This is a genomic window from Bacteroidales bacterium (genome assembly GCA_012519055.1).
Classification (GTDB): domain Bacteria; phylum Bacteroidota; class Bacteroidia; order Bacteroidales; family Salinivirgaceae; genus JAAYQU01.
In genome coordinates, this window is the sequence record JAAYQU010000045.1 from 197,922 (window position 1) to 219,307 (window position 21,386).

Annotated in this window: 19 protein-coding genes, 2 tRNA genes and 1 pseudogene; 14 read left to right on the forward strand and 8 right to left on the reverse strand. The window is 33.5% G+C overall.

Annotated features, from left to right (window positions below):
- Window positions 1–283 precede the first annotated feature (283 nt).
- Complete coding sequence (locus tag GX311_08970) at window positions 284–1,261, reverse strand: AAA family ATPase (protein ID NLK16513.1); 978 nt, start codon at window positions 1,259–1,261, stop codon at window positions 284–286.
- A 1,501-nt stretch (window positions 1,262–2,762) separates the two neighbouring features.
- Between GX311_08970 and GX311_08975 the strand changes: the two are divergent.
- The 5 genes and pseudogenes from GX311_08975 to GX311_08995 all read left to right on the forward strand — a co-directional run bounded on the left by GX311_08975 (window position 2,763) and on the right by GX311_08995 (window position 4,787).
- Window positions 2,763–2,971, forward strand: a pseudogene (locus tag GX311_08975) (hypothetical protein).
- Entirely contained in the window at window positions 2,922–3,218 is a 297-nt protein-coding gene (locus GX311_08980; GenBank protein ID NLK16514.1) for a helix-turn-helix transcriptional regulator, read from the forward strand. The pseudogene GX311_08975 and the gene GX311_08980 overlap by 50 nt, the downstream one beginning before the upstream one ends.
- Window positions 3,219–3,229: 11 nt before the next feature.
- Complete coding sequence (locus GX311_08985) at window positions 3,230–3,763, forward strand: XRE family transcriptional regulator (GenBank protein ID NLK16515.1); 534 nt, start codon at window positions 3,230–3,232, stop codon at window positions 3,761–3,763.
- A gap of 18 nt (window positions 3,764–3,781) precedes the next feature.
- Window positions 3,782–3,979: a hypothetical protein gene (locus tag GX311_08990; GenBank protein ID NLK16516.1), complete on the forward strand. Its 198-nt coding sequence runs from the start codon at window positions 3,782–3,784 to the stop codon at window positions 3,977–3,979.
- A gap of 418 nt (window positions 3,980–4,397) precedes the next feature.
- Window positions 4,398–4,787 carry a hypothetical protein gene (locus GX311_08995; GenBank protein ID NLK16517.1) on the forward strand — a complete coding sequence of 130 codons (390 nt, stop codon included), beginning with the start codon at window positions 4,398–4,400 and terminating at the stop codon, window positions 4,785–4,787.
- A gap of 26 nt (window positions 4,788–4,813) precedes the next feature.
- On the opposite strand, the gene GX311_09000 is transcribed toward GX311_08995, so the two are convergent.
- The gene (locus tag GX311_09000; protein NLK16518.1) at window positions 4,814–4,990 is read right to left on the reverse strand and encodes a hypothetical protein; all 177 of its coding nucleotides are present in this window, start codon (window positions 4,988–4,990) and stop codon (window positions 4,814–4,816) included.
- A 76-nt stretch (window positions 4,991–5,066) separates the two neighbouring features.
- Window positions 5,067–5,142, reverse strand: a tRNA-Pro gene (locus GX311_09005).
- 266 nt (window positions 5,143–5,408) lie between these two features.
- On the opposite strand from GX311_09005, the gene GX311_09010 reads away from it, so the two are divergent.
- From GX311_09010 to GX311_09025, 4 genes are all read left to right on the forward strand, one after another.
- Window positions 5,409–7,523, forward strand: a complete 2,115-nt coding sequence (locus GX311_09010; protein NLK16519.1) for a M3 family metallopeptidase — start codon at window positions 5,409–5,411, stop codon at window positions 7,521–7,523.
- A 137-nt stretch (window positions 7,524–7,660) separates the two neighbouring features.
- On the forward strand, window positions 7,661–8,878 hold the full coding sequence (sbcD, locus tag GX311_09015) for an exonuclease subunit SbcD (GenBank protein NLK16520.1): 1,218 nt from the start codon (window positions 7,661–7,663) through the stop codon (window positions 8,876–8,878).
- Between the two features lie 18 nt (window positions 8,879–8,896).
- On the forward strand, window positions 8,897–11,935 hold the full coding sequence (locus GX311_09020) for an AAA family ATPase (GenBank protein ID NLK16521.1): 3,039 nt from the start codon (window positions 8,897–8,899) through the stop codon (window positions 11,933–11,935).
- A 19-nt stretch (window positions 11,936–11,954) separates the two neighbouring features.
- Window positions 11,955–12,632, forward strand: a complete 678-nt coding sequence (locus GX311_09025) for a peptidoglycan DD-metalloendopeptidase family protein (protein NLK16522.1) — start codon at window positions 11,955–11,957, stop codon at window positions 12,630–12,632.
- 85 nt (window positions 12,633–12,717) lie between these two features.
- Here the strand turns inward: GX311_09025 and GX311_09030 are convergent, their stop codons facing one another.
- The 5 genes from GX311_09030 to GX311_09050 form a co-directional block, all read right to left on the reverse strand.
- Window positions 12,718–13,530 (reverse strand): aminotransferase class IV, encoded by an 813-nt coding sequence (locus tag GX311_09030; GenBank protein ID NLK16523.1) that lies wholly within the window; start codon window positions 13,528–13,530, stop codon window positions 12,718–12,720.
- Between the two features lie 20 nt (window positions 13,531–13,550).
- Window positions 13,551–14,843 (reverse strand): serine dehydratase subunit alpha family protein, encoded by a 1,293-nt coding sequence (locus tag GX311_09035; GenBank protein NLK16524.1) that lies wholly within the window; start codon window positions 14,841–14,843, stop codon window positions 13,551–13,553.
- Between the two features lie 12 nt (window positions 14,844–14,855).
- The gene (locus GX311_09040) at window positions 14,856–16,184 is read right to left on the reverse strand and encodes a hypothetical protein (protein ID NLK16525.1); all 1,329 of its coding nucleotides are present in this window, start codon (window positions 16,182–16,184) and stop codon (window positions 14,856–14,858) included.
- 233 nt (window positions 16,185–16,417) lie between these two features.
- The gene (locus GX311_09045; protein ID NLK16526.1) at window positions 16,418–16,966 is read right to left on the reverse strand and encodes a peptidylprolyl isomerase; all 549 of its coding nucleotides are present in this window, start codon (window positions 16,964–16,966) and stop codon (window positions 16,418–16,420) included.
- A gap of 34 nt (window positions 16,967–17,000) precedes the next feature.
- Window positions 17,001–18,026 carry a bifunctional oligoribonuclease/PAP phosphatase NrnA gene (locus tag GX311_09050; GenBank protein ID NLK16527.1) on the reverse strand — a complete coding sequence of 342 codons (1,026 nt, stop codon included), beginning with the start codon at window positions 18,024–18,026 and terminating at the stop codon, window positions 17,001–17,003.
- A 36-nt stretch (window positions 18,027–18,062) separates the two neighbouring features.
- On the opposite strand from GX311_09050, the gene GX311_09055 reads away from it, so the two are divergent.
- The 5 genes from GX311_09055 to GX311_09075 all read left to right on the forward strand — a co-directional run bounded on the left by GX311_09055 (window position 18,063) and on the right by GX311_09075 (window position 21,364).
- Window positions 18,063–18,203 carry a hypothetical protein gene (locus GX311_09055; GenBank protein NLK16528.1) on the forward strand — a complete coding sequence of 47 codons (141 nt, stop codon included), beginning with the start codon at window positions 18,063–18,065 and terminating at the stop codon, window positions 18,201–18,203.
- Window positions 18,181–18,254 (forward strand) — tRNA-Arg (locus tag GX311_09060). The genes GX311_09055 and GX311_09060 overlap by 23 nt, the downstream gene beginning before the upstream one ends.
- 171 nt (window positions 18,255–18,425) lie before the next feature.
- Entirely contained in the window at window positions 18,426–19,250 is an 825-nt protein-coding gene (locus GX311_09065; protein ID NLK16529.1) for a hypothetical protein, read from the forward strand.
- Window positions 19,251–19,472: 222 nt separating this feature from the next.
- Window positions 19,473–20,129 (forward strand): class I SAM-dependent methyltransferase, encoded by a 657-nt coding sequence (locus GX311_09070; GenBank protein ID NLK16530.1) that lies wholly within the window; start codon window positions 19,473–19,475, stop codon window positions 20,127–20,129.
- A gap of 659 nt (window positions 20,130–20,788) precedes the next feature.
- On the forward strand, window positions 20,789–21,364 hold the full coding sequence (locus GX311_09075; protein ID NLK16531.1) for a TetR/AcrR family transcriptional regulator: 576 nt from the start codon (window positions 20,789–20,791) through the stop codon (window positions 21,362–21,364).
- Window positions 21,365–21,386 lie beyond the last annotated feature (22 nt).

The window sequence follows — 21,386 nt, forward strand, 5'->3', positions numbered from 1 at the left end:
CTACAGATACATAGTTCAAAAGAGCGATAGCTAGGTATGGACTATAGTAGCTATCCAATCGGTATAAAACGAGTATTATCACGATTAACAAAAAAGAGAGACGCCATAATATGACGTCTCTATAATATTCAGATATTTATTCTATCAATTGTTAATTGAACTGCCATTAGTGTGGTCGGGGTAGGGCAATAAATTACTCCTCTATATATCAAATAATTACATTTTTAATGTGTCAAAAATGTATCAAAACACTATGTTTTTTCAATATAAGTTCTATGCAAAGTTAAAAAACTTTTACAACTTCCGAACCGCCAAAACGATTTTTTTCTGCTTGCGCTGTTAAATCGTTTACACGTATTACACAATCAACATCATGTTCTAACTCTTTTTCGCCACGAAATAAGCCTGTTTTGGTGGTCTGACAAACTACTACAAACGATGTTTCCGGGTGTTTTGCGTAAAGCTCTCGCATATCACTTGCCGACAGTCGAAGGCTGTTAACGCTGTCTAAAATTATAAGGTCGTAACCGCTTATATTTGTGGGTAAAGTGTCAACTATATGAATGTTTTCATGTATGCAGTTGAGCCGTTTTGCCTTCTCTTTAACGGTAAAGTTAAAACCCTCTTCTTTGCTGACTATTAAAACCTTTTGCCCATGCTCAGAAGCTAAGTAGTACGCTAACATCATTGCAAGGCTCGACTTGCCACCGCCCGGGTTGCCGTACATCATAATCTTCATTGGTAGCTGTGGGTTGCCAATAAGTTTCAACCATTTTCCAGTAAATGGGATAACCACAAACGAGGTTTTAACAAAATTAGTTAACGGTACAGGCTTACCGCTTTTAAAAGCATTCGGTTTAACTTCTACGTCTCCAATTCCCGCAATGCCCGATAGTGTTAAATCGGGTGTCTCTATATATTTAGTTTTTCCATTTATAAACCGCATTAAAACGGTTTGAATCTTTAAATAATAGTCTCGATTTGCAAGTTGCGAGTTTGTAAGCAGTGTTTCAACCTCTTTTAAAAGGCACCTTGCTTTAGTTTTATTGCTACTGCCTTGTACGACAATAAAATCGGATATTACTTTTTTGCTTGGCTCGACCGATAAGTCGGACAATATCTGTTTGTACTCCTTCAGTGCGCTTGGCTCGATTTCTACAATAATAGTTTGGTTGTACTTTATTAACTCTTTCAAGTTGCTTTGAATACGTTTTAACGTCTTGCTATCATTGTTTTTTAAGTCTTTTTCAAGGCTTGCCAAGTGCCGTTTTAGTTGCTCGTTTGTGACCGTTTTATTGTTTAAAGCGATGTGTTTTTTATATGTGTTTTCTCCATTGTGGTAAAATTATTTCGCTTTTATTGTTGGGTTTTGAAACTTTTTGATTATACTTGCAAATCTCTTGATCAGCGGTTCAAGGTTGGCGAAAAGGGTTCGCCAGTTGTTCAGCAGGTCAAGAGATTTTTTTTATTAACTCGTCAGCACTTATTTTTCCTTTCGTTGTTTTATACCACCATTTACCGTTTGTGTCTTGTTCACAACCTGTAATACGTTCGATAGTTTTTTGTTAAATGATTTGGTAATTTCAAATAATTATGGTATCCTTGTATCATAAAGGATTGCCCCTCTCGTTTTGGACGTTGTGTGCTTGGACAGTTTAAAAACCGTCATTGCACGGTGTGCGGAATCCTTTTTTGATTAAAGGGGATTCACCAGAGTACGTTTTGGACGTAGAGAGTAGGGGTTTTATTAAATCCATAACTCGTTGGCTGATACCCTTTTTTGCATTAAAGTTATTTTTCATAAATTCCACTTAATTTTTTTTGGTTAATTATTGGGTTTTGAACCTTTTTGATTATATTTGTGCATCTCTTGATTAGCGGTTCAAGGTTGGCGTGATGAGTTCGCCAGTTGTTCAGCAAGTCAAGAGATTTTTTTCATCTCTCCATAACATTGTCAATGCCAAACAATGTGTCTATATTTTTTTCTTCCATTGTTATTGCATTATTCAGCTTTGTTTTCGTATCTTTGAGTAAGAATTCTAAGTTAATACCAACTAAAAGGGTTTTGATGGTCGGCTTAGGAATGTTGGTTAATCCTAACAGCGCCGTGTTGTGGTGTCTTTTCAAGGCATCGCTGGTAAATACTACATTACCCTGACTTAGAATTTTTTCATTTGTCGCACTCTCCTTGTATATTAATTTTGCAATTTGTTCTATATGGTATTTTAACTTTTCCGATTGGTGTCGTTAATATTCCATTGTTAAACTCTTTGTTATAATAATCACTTATATGATTCGACTTGCCGAACTGCACAGCAAGAGACTCTAACCACTTTACAGCCTTATCAAAATTCTCAACTCGTGTAAAGTTATCAGAAAAACATTTTTTATTTTATTTTCGTATCTTTGGGCAAGTATTCTAAGTTAAGGCTAATTAACAGGGTTTTATATCTCGGCTTAGGATAATTAGCCGTTTCTAACAGTGCCGTGACTGCTTTTTTTTAAGCTTATTTGCTATAGATATAACTTTACCCACACTTAGAATACTTTTTATTTGTACCTCTCTTTTTTAGCCATCTTACTCTTTGTTTAATTATCATAAATTGTTTTCATAATCTGTATTTTAATTTTGTGGGATAAAGAAGAGACGTGTTCCTAAATTATTTTTTGCTACAGGGTAATGACAGTAGTTTGAGAATAAACCACTTTTAAATATAGAACCACGCTTAACTTAAAAGCATGTAGGGTATGCCTGAGATGGATTGTACTATCTGCGAACTGATCATTTCAGAAATATATACAGAATATTTTTATCTTTGAAGAAAATAGAACCGTAGTATTATTTAACGGCTTTCAAAAGAAAATTGAAAAATTACCGACACAAGAAATAAACAAGGCATTAATAATTAAAAAAGATTATTATGACGACAACAAATCAAATATTAACCGACTACGACCCCATTTTAGATAGAGAGTTTGGCAAAGCAGGAACCCAAAAACGCATTAAATCACTTGAGAAAGCAAGGGCTTTTTGTGCAGCACAAATGTTGGCAGAGGCAAGAGCAAAAGCCAAAATTTCACAAACCGAACTTGCCAAACGTGTAGGAACCACACGAGACTACATATCAAAAGTTGAAAACGGCGAAATTGAACCAAGTGTTGGAATGTATTTCAGTCTAATAAGCGCACTTGGATATGGCATTGAAATAGTACCATAAAAAAGCATACTATGACAACAAAAAATCCAAAATTAACAAGCTTCGACCTTATCTTGGACAAAGAGTTCGGTAAAGAGGGTTCTCCCAGTCGTCATAAATTTAACCAAGAAGCAGAAGCGTTTGGTGCAGGACAAACTCTACTGTATGCAAGACAAGAGGCAAACGTAACACGAGCGCAATTGGCTAAACGTGTCGGAAAAACAAAATCGTATATCGAATTGGTTGAATATGGAGACTTAGAACCCAATATAAACATGTATCAACAAATGGTTAATGCGCTTGGTTGTAGTATCGAAATCTATAGAAAAACCCAACTATTGGCAGGGATAGCACCAAAAAACCAAAAGCCAATACGCTACAACCTTGCACAACTGCTAACACAGCTAAGACAAGATGCAAACGTAACACAAGCCCAATTAGCTAAACGTATAGGAAGGTCAAGCTCGTATATATCAAAAATTGAAAACGAAAAAACAGAACCCGGCACCGGCATCTATTTATATATGCTTAAAAAACTTGGATACAGTTTTGATGTTAACCCATAAAAACAAAGCGTTAGCACTATGAACGGAATAATAATAACTTCAACAAATAAAGCAGATATAAAACTATTTGCAGACTTAGCAAACAGAATAGGCGCATCGTTCAAAACCTTATCGGATAATGACATTATTGATATGGGACTACTTGAAGCTATGAAAGAAGACAAAAAAAACAAGTTTGTTCCACATGAAAGAATAATGAAAAAGCTAAAAAAATAACTTTTCTTACAGACAGGATATACCTTATCTGTACTTTCAACTTTCCCCTTTTTGTCCTCAATTGCTCATTGCATATTTATAATTGCCTTCAAGATAGATTTCTTTAAAAATGCGTCTTACTCTTTCGGCTTTCTCTTCTTGTGAGTTGTGGTGTATTACATTACTTACAGTAATTCGGTTATATTCCGTTTTCTTTGAATTTCGGTTATGGCTTTTTTTTGTAGAAATGTCATTAAAATAGTAGGTTTTTATGAAAAAAACAAAATGTCCTTAAAAAACCGTATTATGCTTTAATCAGTGGCTAATAATCTTTAAATGGTGGCAAATATTTTATTTAGAGGTTATAATTTTGTAAAATATGTCTTTTTTTGGAGTGAGTTTTGTTGATTATTGAATCGGGAAATAGTATATTTATAACATGGAGATAAAAGAATTTTGGGTTGATTCAGAAAGCTACTTTTACGGAGAAATTGTAAAAATAGGAGGTAGAAGGAGAGCATATATACATCTTGCAACTGATAGACATGGTGTATTGGCAATTGAAACGCCAAAAGACTTTTTGAAAGACTATAAGGGTAATTTGCTTTATAAGACTTTTGGTATTAATACTAAATATAAACAGCATTATCCTACTTTTAAAATAGACAAATCGAGACTTAAATTTGTTGAATTAATAGATTACGATCCTACGTGGGACGAAGAGTATTTAGATAATTTAATTAAAAAGGCCACTAAAAATTGGGCAAAAATTGAGGATAAAGATACTTGGTTAAGAATGATAAGAGGTTACGAAGATTACGAGGAGTAATTTAATTATATTTCTCAACTAAACCCTCACAATTGCTTATTTGTACGTTCTTGTGATAAGTGTATGTAAATCATAGATGTATCTATATCAGCATGTCTCATAAGTTGCGTAATCAGATAGGATTTTTGTGTTATCTCTGCTAACCGTGTTCCATGCGTGTGACGTGCTATGTTATAGGTCAACCGAACGTCTATTTCTGCCATTAAAGCAATGGTTTTTAGTACTCTATTGGCGTGTTGATTTAAAAATTTTGGAATATTCGTGCGGTGTCGTTTTTTCTGGTCGGGGTAGGGCGACTCGAACGCCCGACCTCTACGTCCCGAACGTAGCACGCTACCAACTGCGCTATACCCCGGATTTTATTGAAAAAATATAAACTTACGGTTGTGCAAAATTATAAATATTTTCTCACTACGTGATATATTTAGATAAAAATTCCTTAACCTCTTTTCTACAAAGGTTATATGAGCAATATAAAAAAAACTGTGAACGAAAGACGCAACACATTTTTTTTGATAGTAAAATTATTTGAAAGTAAAACAATTATATGCAATTAAAAATCTTTAAGTTTGTATGTTTTATATAAAAAGATAAAAACATTAATTATTAAACATATCTATTATGAGAACACCAACTTACATTATTATGGCTGTACTGTTATTAGGTTCTGTTTCATGTGCTGACAAGAAACAAACGGAAAATCCTTTTTTTAGCGAATACAAAACCCCTTTTGGTATTCCTCCGTTTGAGCAAATTAAAGAAGAACACTATATTCCTGCTTTTGAAAGGGGAATGGAGGAGCAAGTAAAAGAGATTGAAGTTATTGTCAATCAGACAGATGAACCTACATTCGACAACACAATTGTAAAATACAATTTTTCGGGTGAACTGTTAAGCAAAGTTAATTTGGTATTTTCCAATCTGATTGGAGCAATAAATAATGAAAATTACCAGGCAATTGCTCGCGAAATTAAACCAAAGCTAACTGCGCATAAAGATAATATCTTACTAAATCCTAAACTGTTTAGTCGCATAAAATTTTTGTACGACAATCGTTCTCAAAACGATTACAACGACGAACAATTACGTGTTATCGAAAAGTATTATAATGATTTTGTCAGAAGTGGAGCCAACCTAAATGCTGAAGAGCAAGAGCAGCTGCGTGAATTGAACAAACAAATGTCACTTTTAGTGCTACAATTTAATGAACGTATATTGGCTGAAACAAACGACAATTTTCGCCTGATTATCGATAATGAAGATGATTTGGCAGGTCTGCCACAGTTTGTTATTGACGGTGCAGCAGAGACAGCCAAAGAGTTAGGAATGGAAGGAAAATGGGCGTTTACACTGCAAAAACCATCATGGATACCCTTTTTACAATATTCCGAAAAACGCGATTTAAGAGAAAAGCTTTATCGTGGTTGGTTTATGCGCGGCGACAATGATAATGAATTTGATACAAAAGAAATTATTACACAAATAGCTCAAGTTCAGACCCAAAGAGCAAAATTACTTGGATTTAGTAATTACGCAGAGTTTGTTACAAGTAACAACATGGCTGAAAATCAAAAAAATGTCGATGATTTTCTTCAAAAAATATGGACCCCAGCCTTAAAGAAGGCTAAACAAGAGTTAACAGAACTTCAAGCTATTGCTGATAAAGAAAATGCTAGTTATAAATTAGAATCGTGGGATTGGTGGTATTATGCCGAAAAACTTCGCAAAGAGAAGTATGGATTAGACGAGACCGAGCTTAAACCTTATCTGTCGCTCACTAACGTTCGAGATGGCATGTTTTGGGTAGCAGAAAAACTATATGGAATTAAATTTAAACAGATTGAGAATGCACCTAAATATCACTCGGATAACGATGCTTACGAAGTGATAGAAGCTGATGGCTCTCACTTAGGAGTGTTGTATCTCGACTATCATCCACGAAGTGGAAAAGATGGTGGTGCGTGGTGCACATCGTTCCGAGACGCTCACTATGATATTAATGGAAATCGTGTTCCTGCTATAGCATCTGTAGTTTGTAATTTTACCAAACCTACTACAGATATGCCATCACTACTCACTTGGGATGAGACAGAAACACTATTTCATGAATTTGGACACGCATTGCACGTATTATTCAGTGATGGTCACTACAAACGAACATCGGGTGATGTTCCTCTTGATTACGTAGAACTTCCATCTCAAATTATGGAAAACTGGGCAGGCGAGCCGGAAGTAATAAAACAATATGCAAAACATTACCAAACAGGTGAAGCAATGCCTGATGAACTAATTGAAAAACTCGCAAACAGCAGTCATTTCAACCAAGGATTTGCAACTGTTGAATATGTTGCTGCATCTATACTTGACCAAAGATGGTTTTCACAAACGGTTGATAATCCGATAACTGATGCGCGTCTGTTCGAGAAAACCGAAATGGAGAAAATAGGTTTGATAAAAGAGATTTTACCACGCTATCGCTCAACATACTATTCGCATATATTTGGAGGAGGATATTCGGCAGGATATTATGTCTATTTGTGGGCAGAAGTTCTTGACAGTGATGCATTTGCAGCATTTAAAGAGTCTGGTGATATATTCAATCAAGATTTAGCTGCCAAGTTTAGAAAACACTGTTTATCTGAAGTGGGAACGTATCCAGCAATGGAACAATATAAAAAATTCAGAGGACAAGAGCCATCAGAAAAGCCATTGCTACAAAAACGAGGATTAAATTAATAATAAGATAGATACTTAATAAATAGAGCTGTCGAGTTTAATTTTGACGGCTCTTTTTTGTTAATATCTCCCATGTTGTTGCCAACTTCAATTTTGTAATAAAATGATATATTTGTGGATATATAATACTTTAAACAATGTTAAAAATACTACATACGTCAGATTGGCATATAGGAAAGAAAATTTATGGCATTGATTTAGCTTCCGACCATAAGCTTTTTTTTAAATGGCTGATTGAAACTATTAAAGAGCAACAAATCGACGCAATTTTAGTTTCGGGAGATATTTTTGATTTATCCAATCCGTCTGTAGAATCGCGGACAATTTACTATGATATTTTGGTCGAATTACAAAAAGCAGATTGTCAGGTAGTTATAACAGGGGGGAATCATGATTCGCCTATGGTTCTGAACGCGCCACGTGAATTATTAAAGGCATTGAATATCAGCGTTGTGGGAAAAATGACAGAAAATATCAGTGATATTTTTATTCCCATAAAGAATAGGAATGGAGAGGTTGAAGCGGTAGTTGTTGCTGTACCATACTTACGCGAATATGATTTGAAAATAAATATTTCTATTCAATCTTTCAATGAAAGAATTGAGCAACTTCAAAAAGCTACCTGTCAGTTATACAATAATTTAGCTAACGAAGTAGCAGAACAGTTTCCAAATATACCTCTATTCGCAATGGGCCACTTTATGGGTATGGGATCAACAGTTTCTGATAGCGAAAGGGAGCTACAAATAGGTAACTTAAATGCCTTAGAAATTAGCAAACTAACAGAGGGATTTGACTATTTGGCATTAGGGCATATTCATCGACCACAACAATTAAAGTCAAATATTCCTGCGATATATTCAGGAGCACCTATATCACTTTCGTTTAGCGAATTTGAAGATAAAAAAGAGGTTAAAATTATCGAGATTAACAACTTTGAAATTTCTAATATCACCAGCCTTGAAGTTCCCAAGTTTCGCAAATTAGAACGTATAAAAGGCAGTTTTAATGATATTATGCTGAAGCTTGAAAATTTAAAAAGCAATGATTATCAACTACAAACGCTTATAGAACTTGAGTTTATAGAAAAGGAGAGAAATCCAATTTTAGATGACCAGATACAAACTTTAATAGATAATTGGCAAGAACCTGATTCCAAAATAGTTAAATATAGAATTTCATATACAGATACCTCGAACCAAACAGAGCAGTGGATAGACGACACTATTAAAATTGATGAAATTAAACCTATTGATATATTCTTATCTCACATTGAATCTTTGAATTTAGAGGCAGAAAAAAGTGCCCTTGCTGAGGAGGCATTTAGAGAGTTATTATTAAGTGTTGATGAATAATTGATTGTTTTTAGAGATATGATAATCAGAAAAATACGACTAAAAAATATAAATTCACTTAAAGGTGAGCATACAATAGATTTTACTACTCAGCCATTTTTGGGTAGTACTCTTTTTGCAATTACAGGTCCTACAGGAAGCGGAAAAACCACAATTTTAGATGCAATATCTTTAGCTTTATACAATCGAATACCACGTATACCAACAAGCATTAGTAAGAATTTAATTGATGATACGGGTGTTATTTTAAGTCATAATACAAAAGAGTGTTTTTCAGAAGTTGAATTTTCGTGCCGTCATGGCATTTACACTTCGCGTTGGGAGATTTCTGTCAACAGAAACGGAAATTTACGAGACTACGAAATGAGGCTTTACAATAGCGAAGGGATTGTTATTGAAGATAAAAAAGGAAATGTTCCTCAGAGTGTTGAAAATTTGATAGGTCTTAATTATGAGCAGTTTACAAGGTCTATAATGCTTCCGCAAGGTGATTTCGCTCTCTTTTTAAAATCAAACAAAAATGACAGAGGTAAGTTGTTGGAGAAAATAACCGGCAGTTCGATATATCGCCAATTGGGGCAAAAAGCTTATGATAGGTCAAAGGAAGTTGATGATGAACTTGATTTTATTAAAAATAGAATATCGGCGTTGACTATTGAAAAAATTGATGACGAGGAGTACAAAGATATCATTGAGAAATGTCAATTAATTGACCAAAAACAGACTGAGCTACAAAATCAGATATCACAAATTAAGCAACAGATTGATATTAAGAGAAATGTCGCGCGTTTAGAAAATGAGACTCAAGCAGCTAAGAATAAGTTAAATGAGAAAGCAGTCGATTTTGAATCTTTTAAGAAGTTAAACGGTGAAAGAATTAATAAACATCAACAGTTAATACCGTATGTCGATTCTGTGAATGAAATTTTAAACGTTCAAAAACAGATAAATACAAATCAAGCAAAGTTAAAAGAGATTGAAAATCAGATAGAAATAAATAGAAAAAAGGACTCAGATGTAAATTTAGAAATAGATGAGTTTATAAAAAACAGTGAAAAAATTAGCAAATCGTCAATTGAAAACCTTAACGCGTTTGAGAACAGAGTAAAAGAGCTTAACACTATTATAAACCTTAAAGAGACTGAATATAGAGCTGATTTTAAGACAATTAAAGAGCTCTCAAATGATTTTGGATTAGATATTCAAATAAATGAGACTCCTCAGCAAATAGCAGAAAAAATATCAGATAAAAAGAAAAATACAATTGCTGGTATAAATGCACTTGAACAAAAATATCCCAAGATACACGCAGAATCTAATGTTCAGAACATTGAAAACTTGAATAAATTGTTGGAAAAAGTTTCGAAATGGGAGAAAGACACTATAACCATTAACCTAAATCAACAGAGTATTGATGAAGCTAAGGAAAAACTGAGTGCTGTTAAAAACGAAGTAGAAACTAAACAGAAGTTAATAGCTGATTCAATCAGAAAGTTTGAATTAATAGTATTAGAACACAAGAACAAAGAGGACGAGCTAAAAATCAGTCAATTAGAAGCAAAACTTGAGAACGTAAGAAAGCAACTTCAAAGAGGCGATCCATGCCCTGTTTGTGGTTCAACTGAACATCCATGGGCAGATAAGTGTGTTACAGAGACCACCCAGCTCGAAAATGATGTGACTGAACTCAACAATAAGAAAAATGAGCTTAAGTCACAAATAGATTCGGAGGAAGGAAAGTTGGCGCAAAACAAGTTGACTATTAAAGAGTTGGAAAATAAAATTAACTCTATACAAAAAATCATTGAACCTTTAGTTGAACAAACAAATAGAGTAAAAGCAGAACAGTTTGCAATAACCAAACAAGATAACCCGACAAATGCTATTAGTTTTATTAAAACTAAGATAGCCGATATAGAAAAATATAGCACACTTTTAATACAGTTAGAGAAAATAGATAAGACTAGAACAATTATATCAGACCTGTTGCAGATATTTGTTGACGCCAAAGAGTTAAAACAAACTAAACAAAAAATATACAATGGAACCGATATTACCAAAGATTGTAAACTGTTGAGAGATAGATATTCAGATATAAGTAACGAAAAATTACGACTTGAAAAATCTAAGATAGAGCTTGAAAAGGAGATTACAACAAGCGAAACCCATAAAAAAGATAAACTGGCTCTACTACTTCCTAAGTTAGAGACCATAGGTTATTTATCTGTTAATGAGGCAATAAAGTTTATTATCTCAACAGAAGAGTACAATAATCTAAACAACGAAATTCAGAAACTTAAGCAGGATTTATCAACTCAAAAAGCTGTTTTTGAGACACTAGATAATCAGCTACAACAGGTTAAAAAACAGGATATTAAGCAGTCTGAAATTGAGCTAACAGAACAACTATCTCAATTAAATGCAAACTACACATCGTTGATGAAAAACAGAGATGCGTTTAAGGAGAAGCTTACTACTCAAAACAATATAAGAAAAGAGTTGTCGGAATCGGAATTAAAAATTGAAGAGATAAATAAAAAAGGAGAGAAGTGGAAGATACTCGGTAATATCATTGGTTGTGCCACTGGCAATAAGTTTAACAATATTGCACAATCCATTACATTAAAGCATTTAATAAATAAGGCGAACAAATGTATAATTGATCTTAATCCACGTTATAGATTAGCTATCAACGATTCGAGCGACGATGATGCACTATTTGTTGTTGATTTAGATTTAGGTCAACAAAGACGCAGTACAAAAACCCTTTCAGGAGGCGAAACTTTTCTTGTTAGTCTCGCATTAGCATTAGGTTTAGCAGATATGGCATCAAAAGAAACTACTGTTGGAAGCTTGTTTATTGATGAAGGATTTGGTACCTTAGATCCGGAAACACTCGATTATGCACTTGCCATGCTCGAGTCTCTACAAGCGAGAGGTAATAAAAGTATAGGAATTATTTCACACGTAGAAACGCTTAAAGAACGCATAAATATAAGAATTGATTTAGTACCTGTTGCAGGTCAAGGATATAGTAAAATAGTTGTAACATCATAAACAGATAAATTGAAATCACATGAAAAGTTTACCAGAAGTTTTGAATGAGAATAGAAGCAAATTTGCTTTAGTTGTCCCTCAACTTAAAGATATCTCAAAGCTTTTACAAATTAGTTTTGGAGCTGATAACGATGAGTTGGCAAAGATTAATTATGATGATATTACTCAATTTGCAAATTATATCCAACAAAAACTAGATAATCAACAGAAACTTGTTGCATATGGCGGATATTTAGAAGATAGAGCAATGTATCATAGATCGAAGCTTTTTAGATCAGGTAGCGAGGTACGAACTGTTCATTTAGGAGTTGATATTTGGGCTCCTATTGATACTCCTGTAATGGCATTTTATGAGGGTAGAGTACACAGTTTTGGTATAAACGATGTGCACGGAGATTATGGTGGAGTTATTGTTCTAGAGCACGAATTGCAAGATCATACATTTTATACTCTTTATGGTCACTTATCTCATAAATCGGTTCAAAATAAGTCTAAAGGACAAAAGATTAAAATAGGGGAAACTTTTGCATATATAGGTATTCCGAGTGAGAATGGTTATTGGCCCCCACACCTTCATGTTCAGATAATTAGAAACTTATTGAAATACGAGTTGGATTTTCCAGGTACGTGTACACCAAACAGTATTGATTATTTTAAAAAAGTTTGCCCCGATCCATCGGTGATTTTAGGATTGTAAGGATATAAAATCAGCTACCATATTCAAAAATTCAACTACATCATATTTTGAAGCAGTAGACTTTTATATTTAACTTATGAATATTTTATTTGTTTGCATTTATTAATTCTAACTCAATTTTTTGGAACTCTTTTACAATGTTCTGTAATGTATGATTTTCAGCTGATAAAGGCTTGTGTCCAATGTTTTTGATTGGAAGCACTCCCGGTGATGTTCCAGTGAGAAAAGCTGCAGAAAAATCGCCTAACATCTGTTTAGTAATTAATTTTCTTGTTACCTCAATATTCAATTTTTCGCAAATATCCATTACAGTTTGGCGTGTTATTCCTTTTAATACTTGAGAGTCTATAGGTGTGTAGATTTTGTTGTTATTATCAATAAACATTATGTTACTTCTGCTGCCTTCCGTTATGTATCCCTGTTTTGATATCAACAACACTTCGAAAAAACCTTTTCGTTTTAATGTTTTGTTAATATTATTTCTTAGTGTATTGTTTTTTATTTTCGCAGTTGGGTTGTTCCTTTCAGCGTAGTAAAATCCAACAGAGACGCCTACTTTGTACATTTCGGAAGTGGGATAGAAGTGGGGTATAAATCTAACCAAACTGTGGTTGTTGCTTACAGATATTTCGATATTTCCAGTTGAAAAATAATTGTTGTTTACAAGGGCTTTAATTGAATTAAGAATCTCCTTTTCAGTTATATTTAAGGCTATACTAGATTTTTGTGTCGATTCTTGTAAGCGTTTATAATGTTGGCTAATAAACAGAGGGGCAGAGTCTATAACTTTAATTACCTCATAAGCTGTTTTATTTGTTGTTATTTTTGTGAGTGATATATTAGCGGACTTCACTAAAAGTTTGTTTAATACAACCCATTCTCCTCTTGTGTTTCGCATTAATATTATATGTTTGAATTTTAGCACTTGTTTTGCATCATTTCAATAATCATTTTATCGGCAGAAGATAGCCCAACGCTGCCAATATTTGCGATATTCTCTATTGTACGTTCTATATCTTCGTCAACTATGCCGTCTGCTAAAGCTTCTATGCTGTTATCTAAAGCCAATTCTGATGCTTGAATAGCAGCACTAATTCCAGAGTGAACTTTTAATGTACATCCTGGTTTTGCTCCGTCACACAACATTCCGGTGATATTTGCAGCCATATATTTTATGGCTCTGATTATTGCTTCACGCTTGCCCCCACGTATATAGGTAATACCGCATGAAGCCCCTGTTGCTGCCACTAATATGCCACACAAAGCACCTAAGGAACCTAACTTTTTTTTCATGTGAATTGACACCAAATGCCCTAAAGCTAAAGATTTTAGTAGTATGCTGTGAGATAGACCAAATTTTTCGGCATAAGCAATAATGGGTAATGAGACTGTAAGTCCCTGATTACCACTTCCCGTATTAGCCATTACAGGTAAAACAGAACCTCCCATTCTGGCATCACATGCAGCGGTAGTTAAAGCCAAAGCGTAATCGTGGGCAAATTCAAATTCACCGTTAACACGGCTTCTGTTGTTAGCAATATTCTTGCCGATTCTTAAACCATAGTCATTTTTTAATCCTTCACGTGCTATTGATAGGTTTAACTCAATAGACTTATCAAATATAGACAAATCATTAACATCAACATTTTCAATGAATTTGAGAATGGTATCTATTGAGAGAGGGAATTTTTCAACTGCTTGTTGTTCGTTTTCAACCTGTTCTATAGGTGGATTGTCTAGCAAAATCTCATTATTGCGTTTGATAAGTGTAAAGTGTGTATGTCTGTGGCTAATAATGGTTGTAACCTTGTCTGTATTAGACTCTATTTGTGCTTCAATGTATAATTTATCAACGTTCTCTTTTACCCTTATGCAAAAAATTTTTTTTTCAATCAGTTGATTGGCCAAATCAAGATGATTTTTGTCGACATTTTTGAGAATTTCTAATGAGTCAGAACTATTCCCGCCTGTTAAACCTAAAGCAGCTGCAATAGGTAGTCCTGTTAACCCTGTGCCGGGAATACCAACGCCCATAGCATTTTTAAAAATATTTCCACTAATAAAAATTTCCCCTTTAATAGGAATCGATCCCAATATTTCGCGGGCTTTCCCGCATGCAAGTGCAACAGCTGCAGGTTCGGTACAACCTAACGCTGGAGATATCTCGGAGTGCATTAAAGCTAGTATTGACTGAACTTGTTTTGCGTCCATTTGTTTTAATTTTTAGCGGTTTATATGAATGAGTTGCTCAAATATTTCGTCTCGTAAATTTATAATTTCTTTGGTTCTTTTGTGCCCAAATAGATGTAAAACTCCTGTTCTAAGTCTAAAAATAATCTTTTTATAGAAAGGAACAATTCTTAGACCAATCACCGATGTTATAACTATAGCTGCAATTGATATTAGATAAGCTTTCCATGAAATTAGAAATAGTGCTAAAAAGCTGATAATAAATGCAAACAAAATAGATAGAATTATGTAAACACCAAAACGCACAGAAGTCCTAAATTGTGGATCCTTTATCTTTTTGTTTACTATATTCCTAACGAGAAAGAAAAGCCATCCAAAAAGTACAAGAGCAGGTAGACTGATAACTAATAGTGGCAAACAGATAACTAATAGCACTAGATTTTTCAAAATATTGCTCTTTGTTGCAGTTTCGTTAACGTTAAGTTTGTTTTTAACTAACAGTTTATCAAGTGTTTGGCATTTTTCTTCTAACTTTAAAGCTCTTTTATCGTTATCTTCGATTTCAGACAATTTAGAAGCTAACTTTTGGTTACTCTCGAAAATGGCTTTGGCTTTTTTATTCTTGCCTCTTAACATTGCCCTATTCCAGTCGGTTAGCCTCAAAATTAAGTAATACCATCTTTTCGAATCGATATGTATAATAAGTTTTTTAATCTCCTCGCTAAGTCTATCTCTCAAATCTGTTAGTCCTTGAGCAGGAGATTCTTTGTATGTTTCGTAGTATTCCGATATTTCAAACGGTTCACCAAAATTTACAATCTGTTCGGTTCCAAATTTTTCGTAATGTTCGTATTCTAAGCCTATTGGGACAATATAGAAAGGACCGCTGTTGTCTCTCTCCTCAATTGCTTGAAATGCTATTCGTGCAAATCCTTTTTGAAGAGGTCTTAAACGTTTATATCCTGCATGACTTCCTTCGGCAAACATCGACAGGGTTCGGGGATAATTAAGTACACGAACGCTGTTTTCAAACACATCATCGTTATTTTTTAGATTTTCAAAACCGTCCCGTATTCTAAAGATAGGTAAAATTTTTATCTGGTAAAGCATCGCAGCAATGAAAGGTTTTTTGAATATATCACTACGTGCTAAAAACACCTGCATTCTGTTTACTGAAAATATAAGTGCAAGTGCATCCATTAGTGCATTTTGATGGTTTGAAGCGTAGATATGAGGATGTTTTATTTTTTTGGGTTTATTAAAAACATGAACTCTACTATATAAGCAGTCGTGAAAAGGTTTACCCCAATGTAACAGTAGCCTGAATGGTGCAGAGTATTTTTCAATATTATGTTTTCCCATCTTGTTTTGTTATTAATAAAACGGAATATCCCCAAGCGAATCTAAAGCTTTTAGATTGGAGGGAAGCAACTTTTTTGAGTAGATTTGCTCCGTTTAAAGTTGATCTACAGTCTGCAAAAGTACTCATTTTTTCGGTCAATCTGATTTCGGATAGCTTGTTTATCTAATGCAATAACGAAAATAAATTTATTAAGATGATTTTCAGAGGTTTGTTAATTAATAAACAAGTAAACTTAGTTGTTGTCCTTGTTTACAGATATTAGTTCAACAACTCTTAAATGATAAATTATGGTTGACAAAGGAGGTATTTTATCTCCATCTCCAAGTAAGTGGTGTGCCATATACTGAGGCATAATAAATCGTGCGCTGTCCCCGCCGCGTAAAAGCAGGATACCCTCTTCTAAGCCCGATTCAACGCCACCGCGACTTACCTTAAATGTTTTTGGTCCTGTTTTGGTACTTGAGTAACATAACTCTCCACTTAACAGATGAATGCTGAAAGTAAGTGCAACTAAGTCGCCTTCGTTTACCTTTGGGCCATCTCCAGAGTCAAGAATTTGATACCAAATACCTGTTTTAGTCTGTTTCATATCCCACTTGTTTAGTCTTATAAAACTCACAACCCGTTGAGTATCATAGGCTATTTGTAGTTTGTTGGCGTCGATAAGAATCTCATCAAGCTCCTTTTTAGAGATAGGTAATTGACGTTTTTGATTTCTGTCATTGCAACTAAATATGCTTGTTACAATAATTACCGCAAGTATATATTTTAAAGTATTCATTTTCCCACAAATATTGCTTATGTTTTATCAGATGCTATTTTTTTGAGTTAATAATCTCTTTGGCATGTTTTTTAGCTAACTCTTTGAACTCATTTATTGTGTCATCTAGCGATTTATAGCTTTTTCCTCCCGATGCATTTTTATGTCCACCACCATTGAAATACTTTTCGGCAAATTTATTTACCTCGAAACTACCTACAGAACGGAATGATATTTTTATATCGCTTTCTCGCTCCTGAAATAGTGCTGTAAAATATATATATTTAATTGAAAGTGGGTAATTGACAAAGTTTTCAGTATCGCCTGGTTGGTAATTGAACTTTTTAAGATCTTCGGAGCTCAAGTAAATATATGCAGTATATAAATCATCAAGAACAACCATGCGTTCATTTATTGAATACCCTAATAAGCGTAAACTATTTTCTGACAATGTGTTATATATATTCTGAGTAATAGTGTCTTTGTCAATACCCAAGTTAATCAAGTCAATAACAGTCTGAAATGTTGAAATATAGTTTGAGCTGTATTTAAAAACACCGGTGTCGGTAACTATTCCTACATAAATACAAGTTGCAAAATCGACATTTGCCTTAACTATAGGTATGTGTTTGAATATGTGATAAATAAGCTCACAAGTACTACTTACTTCAATATACGAAAATACGACTTCGGCTTTTAATTGAGGATTTGTATGGTGATCAATTAGAATTAGTGGTTTGTCGCAACCGTTTAGTATTTGAGTATATTTTTCAACACGACTGGCTTGATTAAAGTCGACACATATAACGATATCAGTAGATTGCAATATCTTTTCTACTTCAATTTTGGGAATACCTTCGTGAATTGTTTCAAAGTTAGGTAGCCACCTTAAATTCTCAGGAACATAATTAGGTATAATTACATTTGTTTCTATATTTAATTGTTTAAACATTGAAACCAAAGCTAATGCACTACCAATTGCATCACCATCGGGATTTGTGTGTGTGAAAATTGCAATGTTTTTCGATCTTTTTATGAAATCAACAAAACTGCTAATTGCCTGTTTGTTAATGTTAATCACTTGTTGCTGTTTTGAAGTTATTAAAAGTCAAAAGTAATGATTATTTTATCATCAAAGGTTTTATATGACTTTAAAATGAAAAATCATAATCCCATAAAATACACTTATTATAAAGATATAATTAAAAAAGTTGTATATTTGCAGCCTGAAAAAGGGTTCCGTAGCTCAGCTGGATAGAGCAACAGCCTTCTAAGCTGTGGGTCATAGGTTCGAATCCTATCGGAATCGCAGAGAGCCTTGCGTTTGAATGTAACGTGAGGCTTTTTTGCTTATATAAATAGAGTTATTACTGAAACGACATTAGAATATAACAAGTTTAGTATTAAAAATGTTGTATCTTGGTATCGTAAACATAATGTTGTAAGCAGTAGGAGATTCACCAACAAATATATCAAGAGTATGGCTAAAACAGGACACGGAAACCACTGGGAATGTGTTGTAGAGCTTAACAAAGCAGTTCAAGAGATAGTTCCGTCAGTACTTCAAAACGGATCAAAAATAGAAAAATCTGAAGTAATTGCTAATTGCTTTGAAAATAAAATCCCAACTACGACTAAAATTCTTTCTATTTCAGACGACAATGAAATAACTCCTAAAATTTTGGTAGCAGAAAATCCCGAAGAACAGATTTATGAAGTTGTTACAGGTTATCCATTTATTCAATCAAAGAGTATTATTAAATTGAAAATTATTGAAATTAATGAATGGGAAAATCTTATTGAAGCAGTAATAACAGGAGAAACAAAAGACAAAGAAAAAATTTCATTTTTCGACACAAATTATTTTTTAAACAAAGAAACATATGAGATAGGTAAAATATATGACTTCTCTATCTCTGCTATGGCGTATGCCGTTGAAATTCTGGAAGAAACATCATTCTCATTCGAAGGACAAAATGCAATAGATTGGCATGCCAAACTTGGAGAAGAACCGATTTACGATGAAAGTGGAAATATTGAACCTGTTGTAATTCATTTAGATAATCTTGTAGCTTTAATACAAGCAGATGAGGATTATCCAGATGATGCAGAATTTCAATCACCAATTAAAAGTATGAAGACAATACGTGCGTTTGACCAAGATTTCTATAAATTTAAGATAACAGTTTTTAGAGATCCTGATATTGACATAGATTTATATGCAAAGGCAGATTTTTTTAACAGAAAACCTAAAATAAACTACCCGTTACGTGGCTATATATGGCTACAAGGGAAAAAGGAATAAAAAATGGCAAAAAAAAACGTTATCGCCAAAAACGTAAATTTAAAATTACGAAGGAGCATGGTCGTACAGCATTAAGGCTACTTTTTGTACCATGGGGCTGCTTGGGAGTATGGTTTGGTATTATTGCATTTTGCATAATGTGCTTTTTAACAGCCTTTGGTTTTGATTAGAACTTTATAAATATGTGGTAATGAGGAAAATGTAACAAAAAACCGTAAATATATGAGACAAAATAAGGCATATGCTAAATTTAATAGTCGATACGACGATGTTTTAACTGGACGTAAGTGGTGGAGCCGTTTGTACTTGAAATGGATATGGAAAGTCAACGAAAGCTTGATAGCAAAAGAGGTTTTGGAGATGCTACCAGATGATTTTCAAGGAGAGATTTTGGACGTTCCTATAGGGACAGCTGTTTTTACTGCAGAGAAATATAAAAATATGCATAGAACCAAAATTTTAGGTGTCGATTTTTCGCAAGAGATGCTTGATATTGCCAATGAACGAATTTTACACAAAGAGATTAAAAATCTAAAGCTTCAACATGGTGATGTATGTGAGCTTGCGTTTGAAGATGAACGTTTTGATATTGTATTTTCAATGAATGGTGTTCACGCCTTTCTCCCACAAAAACATAAGGCGTTTTACGAAATGTACCGTGTACTCAAACCCGGAGGTCTTTTCTTGGGATCTTTTTATATAAGAGGGGAACGTGGTATAACTGACTGGTTTGTGCGTAATATATTCAACAAAATGGGAGTTTTTACTCCTCCACATTTCACAAAAGAGGAGGCATTTGATGTGTTGAAAGCACTTTACGGAGAAAATGTAGAGGTAAAAAATCATAGTTCAATATTAATTTTTAAATGTGTTAAGTAAATAAGGGTAAAGTTAGATTATGAGTAGGGAAGGGCAGAACAAAGCTCCATTTGAAAGCAAAAACAAACATCACGCACATCACCATCATCGCCATGCGTATACATAAAAAGTGAGAGGTAAAAAGTTGTTGTGGGTCACGTTGCTTAACTTTTCGATAAATTTGGCATAAGTCACATTACTCTGCAAATTGAGCACAAAGGATGCGAGAATAATGATGAGCTGATAAAATCTTAATTAAAATTTAACATATTTTCTTTGTTAATTCTTTTTTTTGAGGTGCTATGAAAAATATTTAACTATTCTCTATAGTGCAAAATATTTGTATTTTATTTCATATTTGTTCGAGATAAATTTGTTTATTTTTCCGGTTAATCTTTCAGCCCCTGCTTTTGTTTGACCAAAACAACTGTAGAAATATTTATACCAATTGTAATTTTAAAATAGTTCAATCTTTTTAAAGTTTTACAATTGTAAATACCGATGTTACAGATACATAGTCCAAAAGAGTGATAGCGAAGTTTGGACTATAGTAGCTGTCCAATCGGTATTACATACTCTTCTTCAATCTTATTTAAAAAAATATTAAAATTTTTTTGCATAGAATAAAAATATATCTATTTTTGTACCAAAGAACAATTTTAGTTCAAAATGAATAATACATGAACAATACAAAGGATATAATATTAGACGTTGCAAATAGACTTTTTAGTCGTTTTGGCTTTTATAAAACTTCAATGGATGAAATAGCCAAGACTGCAAGAAAAGCTAAAGGTTCATTATACTATCATTTTGCAAGCAAGGAGGATCTATTTAAGGAGGTAATCTCCAAAGAAATGAATAACTTGAAAGAGCAACTGGCTATAATTGTTAATAATCCGAATTTGAGTGCTTCCGAAAAACTTAAAAACTATTTTTTAAGAAGAATGGAAATAATGAATACAGCTACAAATTATCATGAAACTCTAAAAGCTGATTTTTTTGAACGATTCTATTTTATCGATGATTTACGTGCTGAAACAGATGAGTGGGAGAGAAAAAATATAAAAAGAATAATTTTACAGGGAGTCGATGCCAAAGAATTTGTATTAAACATAGACATAAATATTATATCTGAGATGACCATTATGGTTTTAAAGGGACTTGAAATTCCATTTTTCCTTCAGGGTCAATATAATAATTATTCGCATCACCTTGAGAATTTAATTGGTATCCTTTCAAAAGGACTATCTAAATAATTATTTTTTTTTGCATATAACT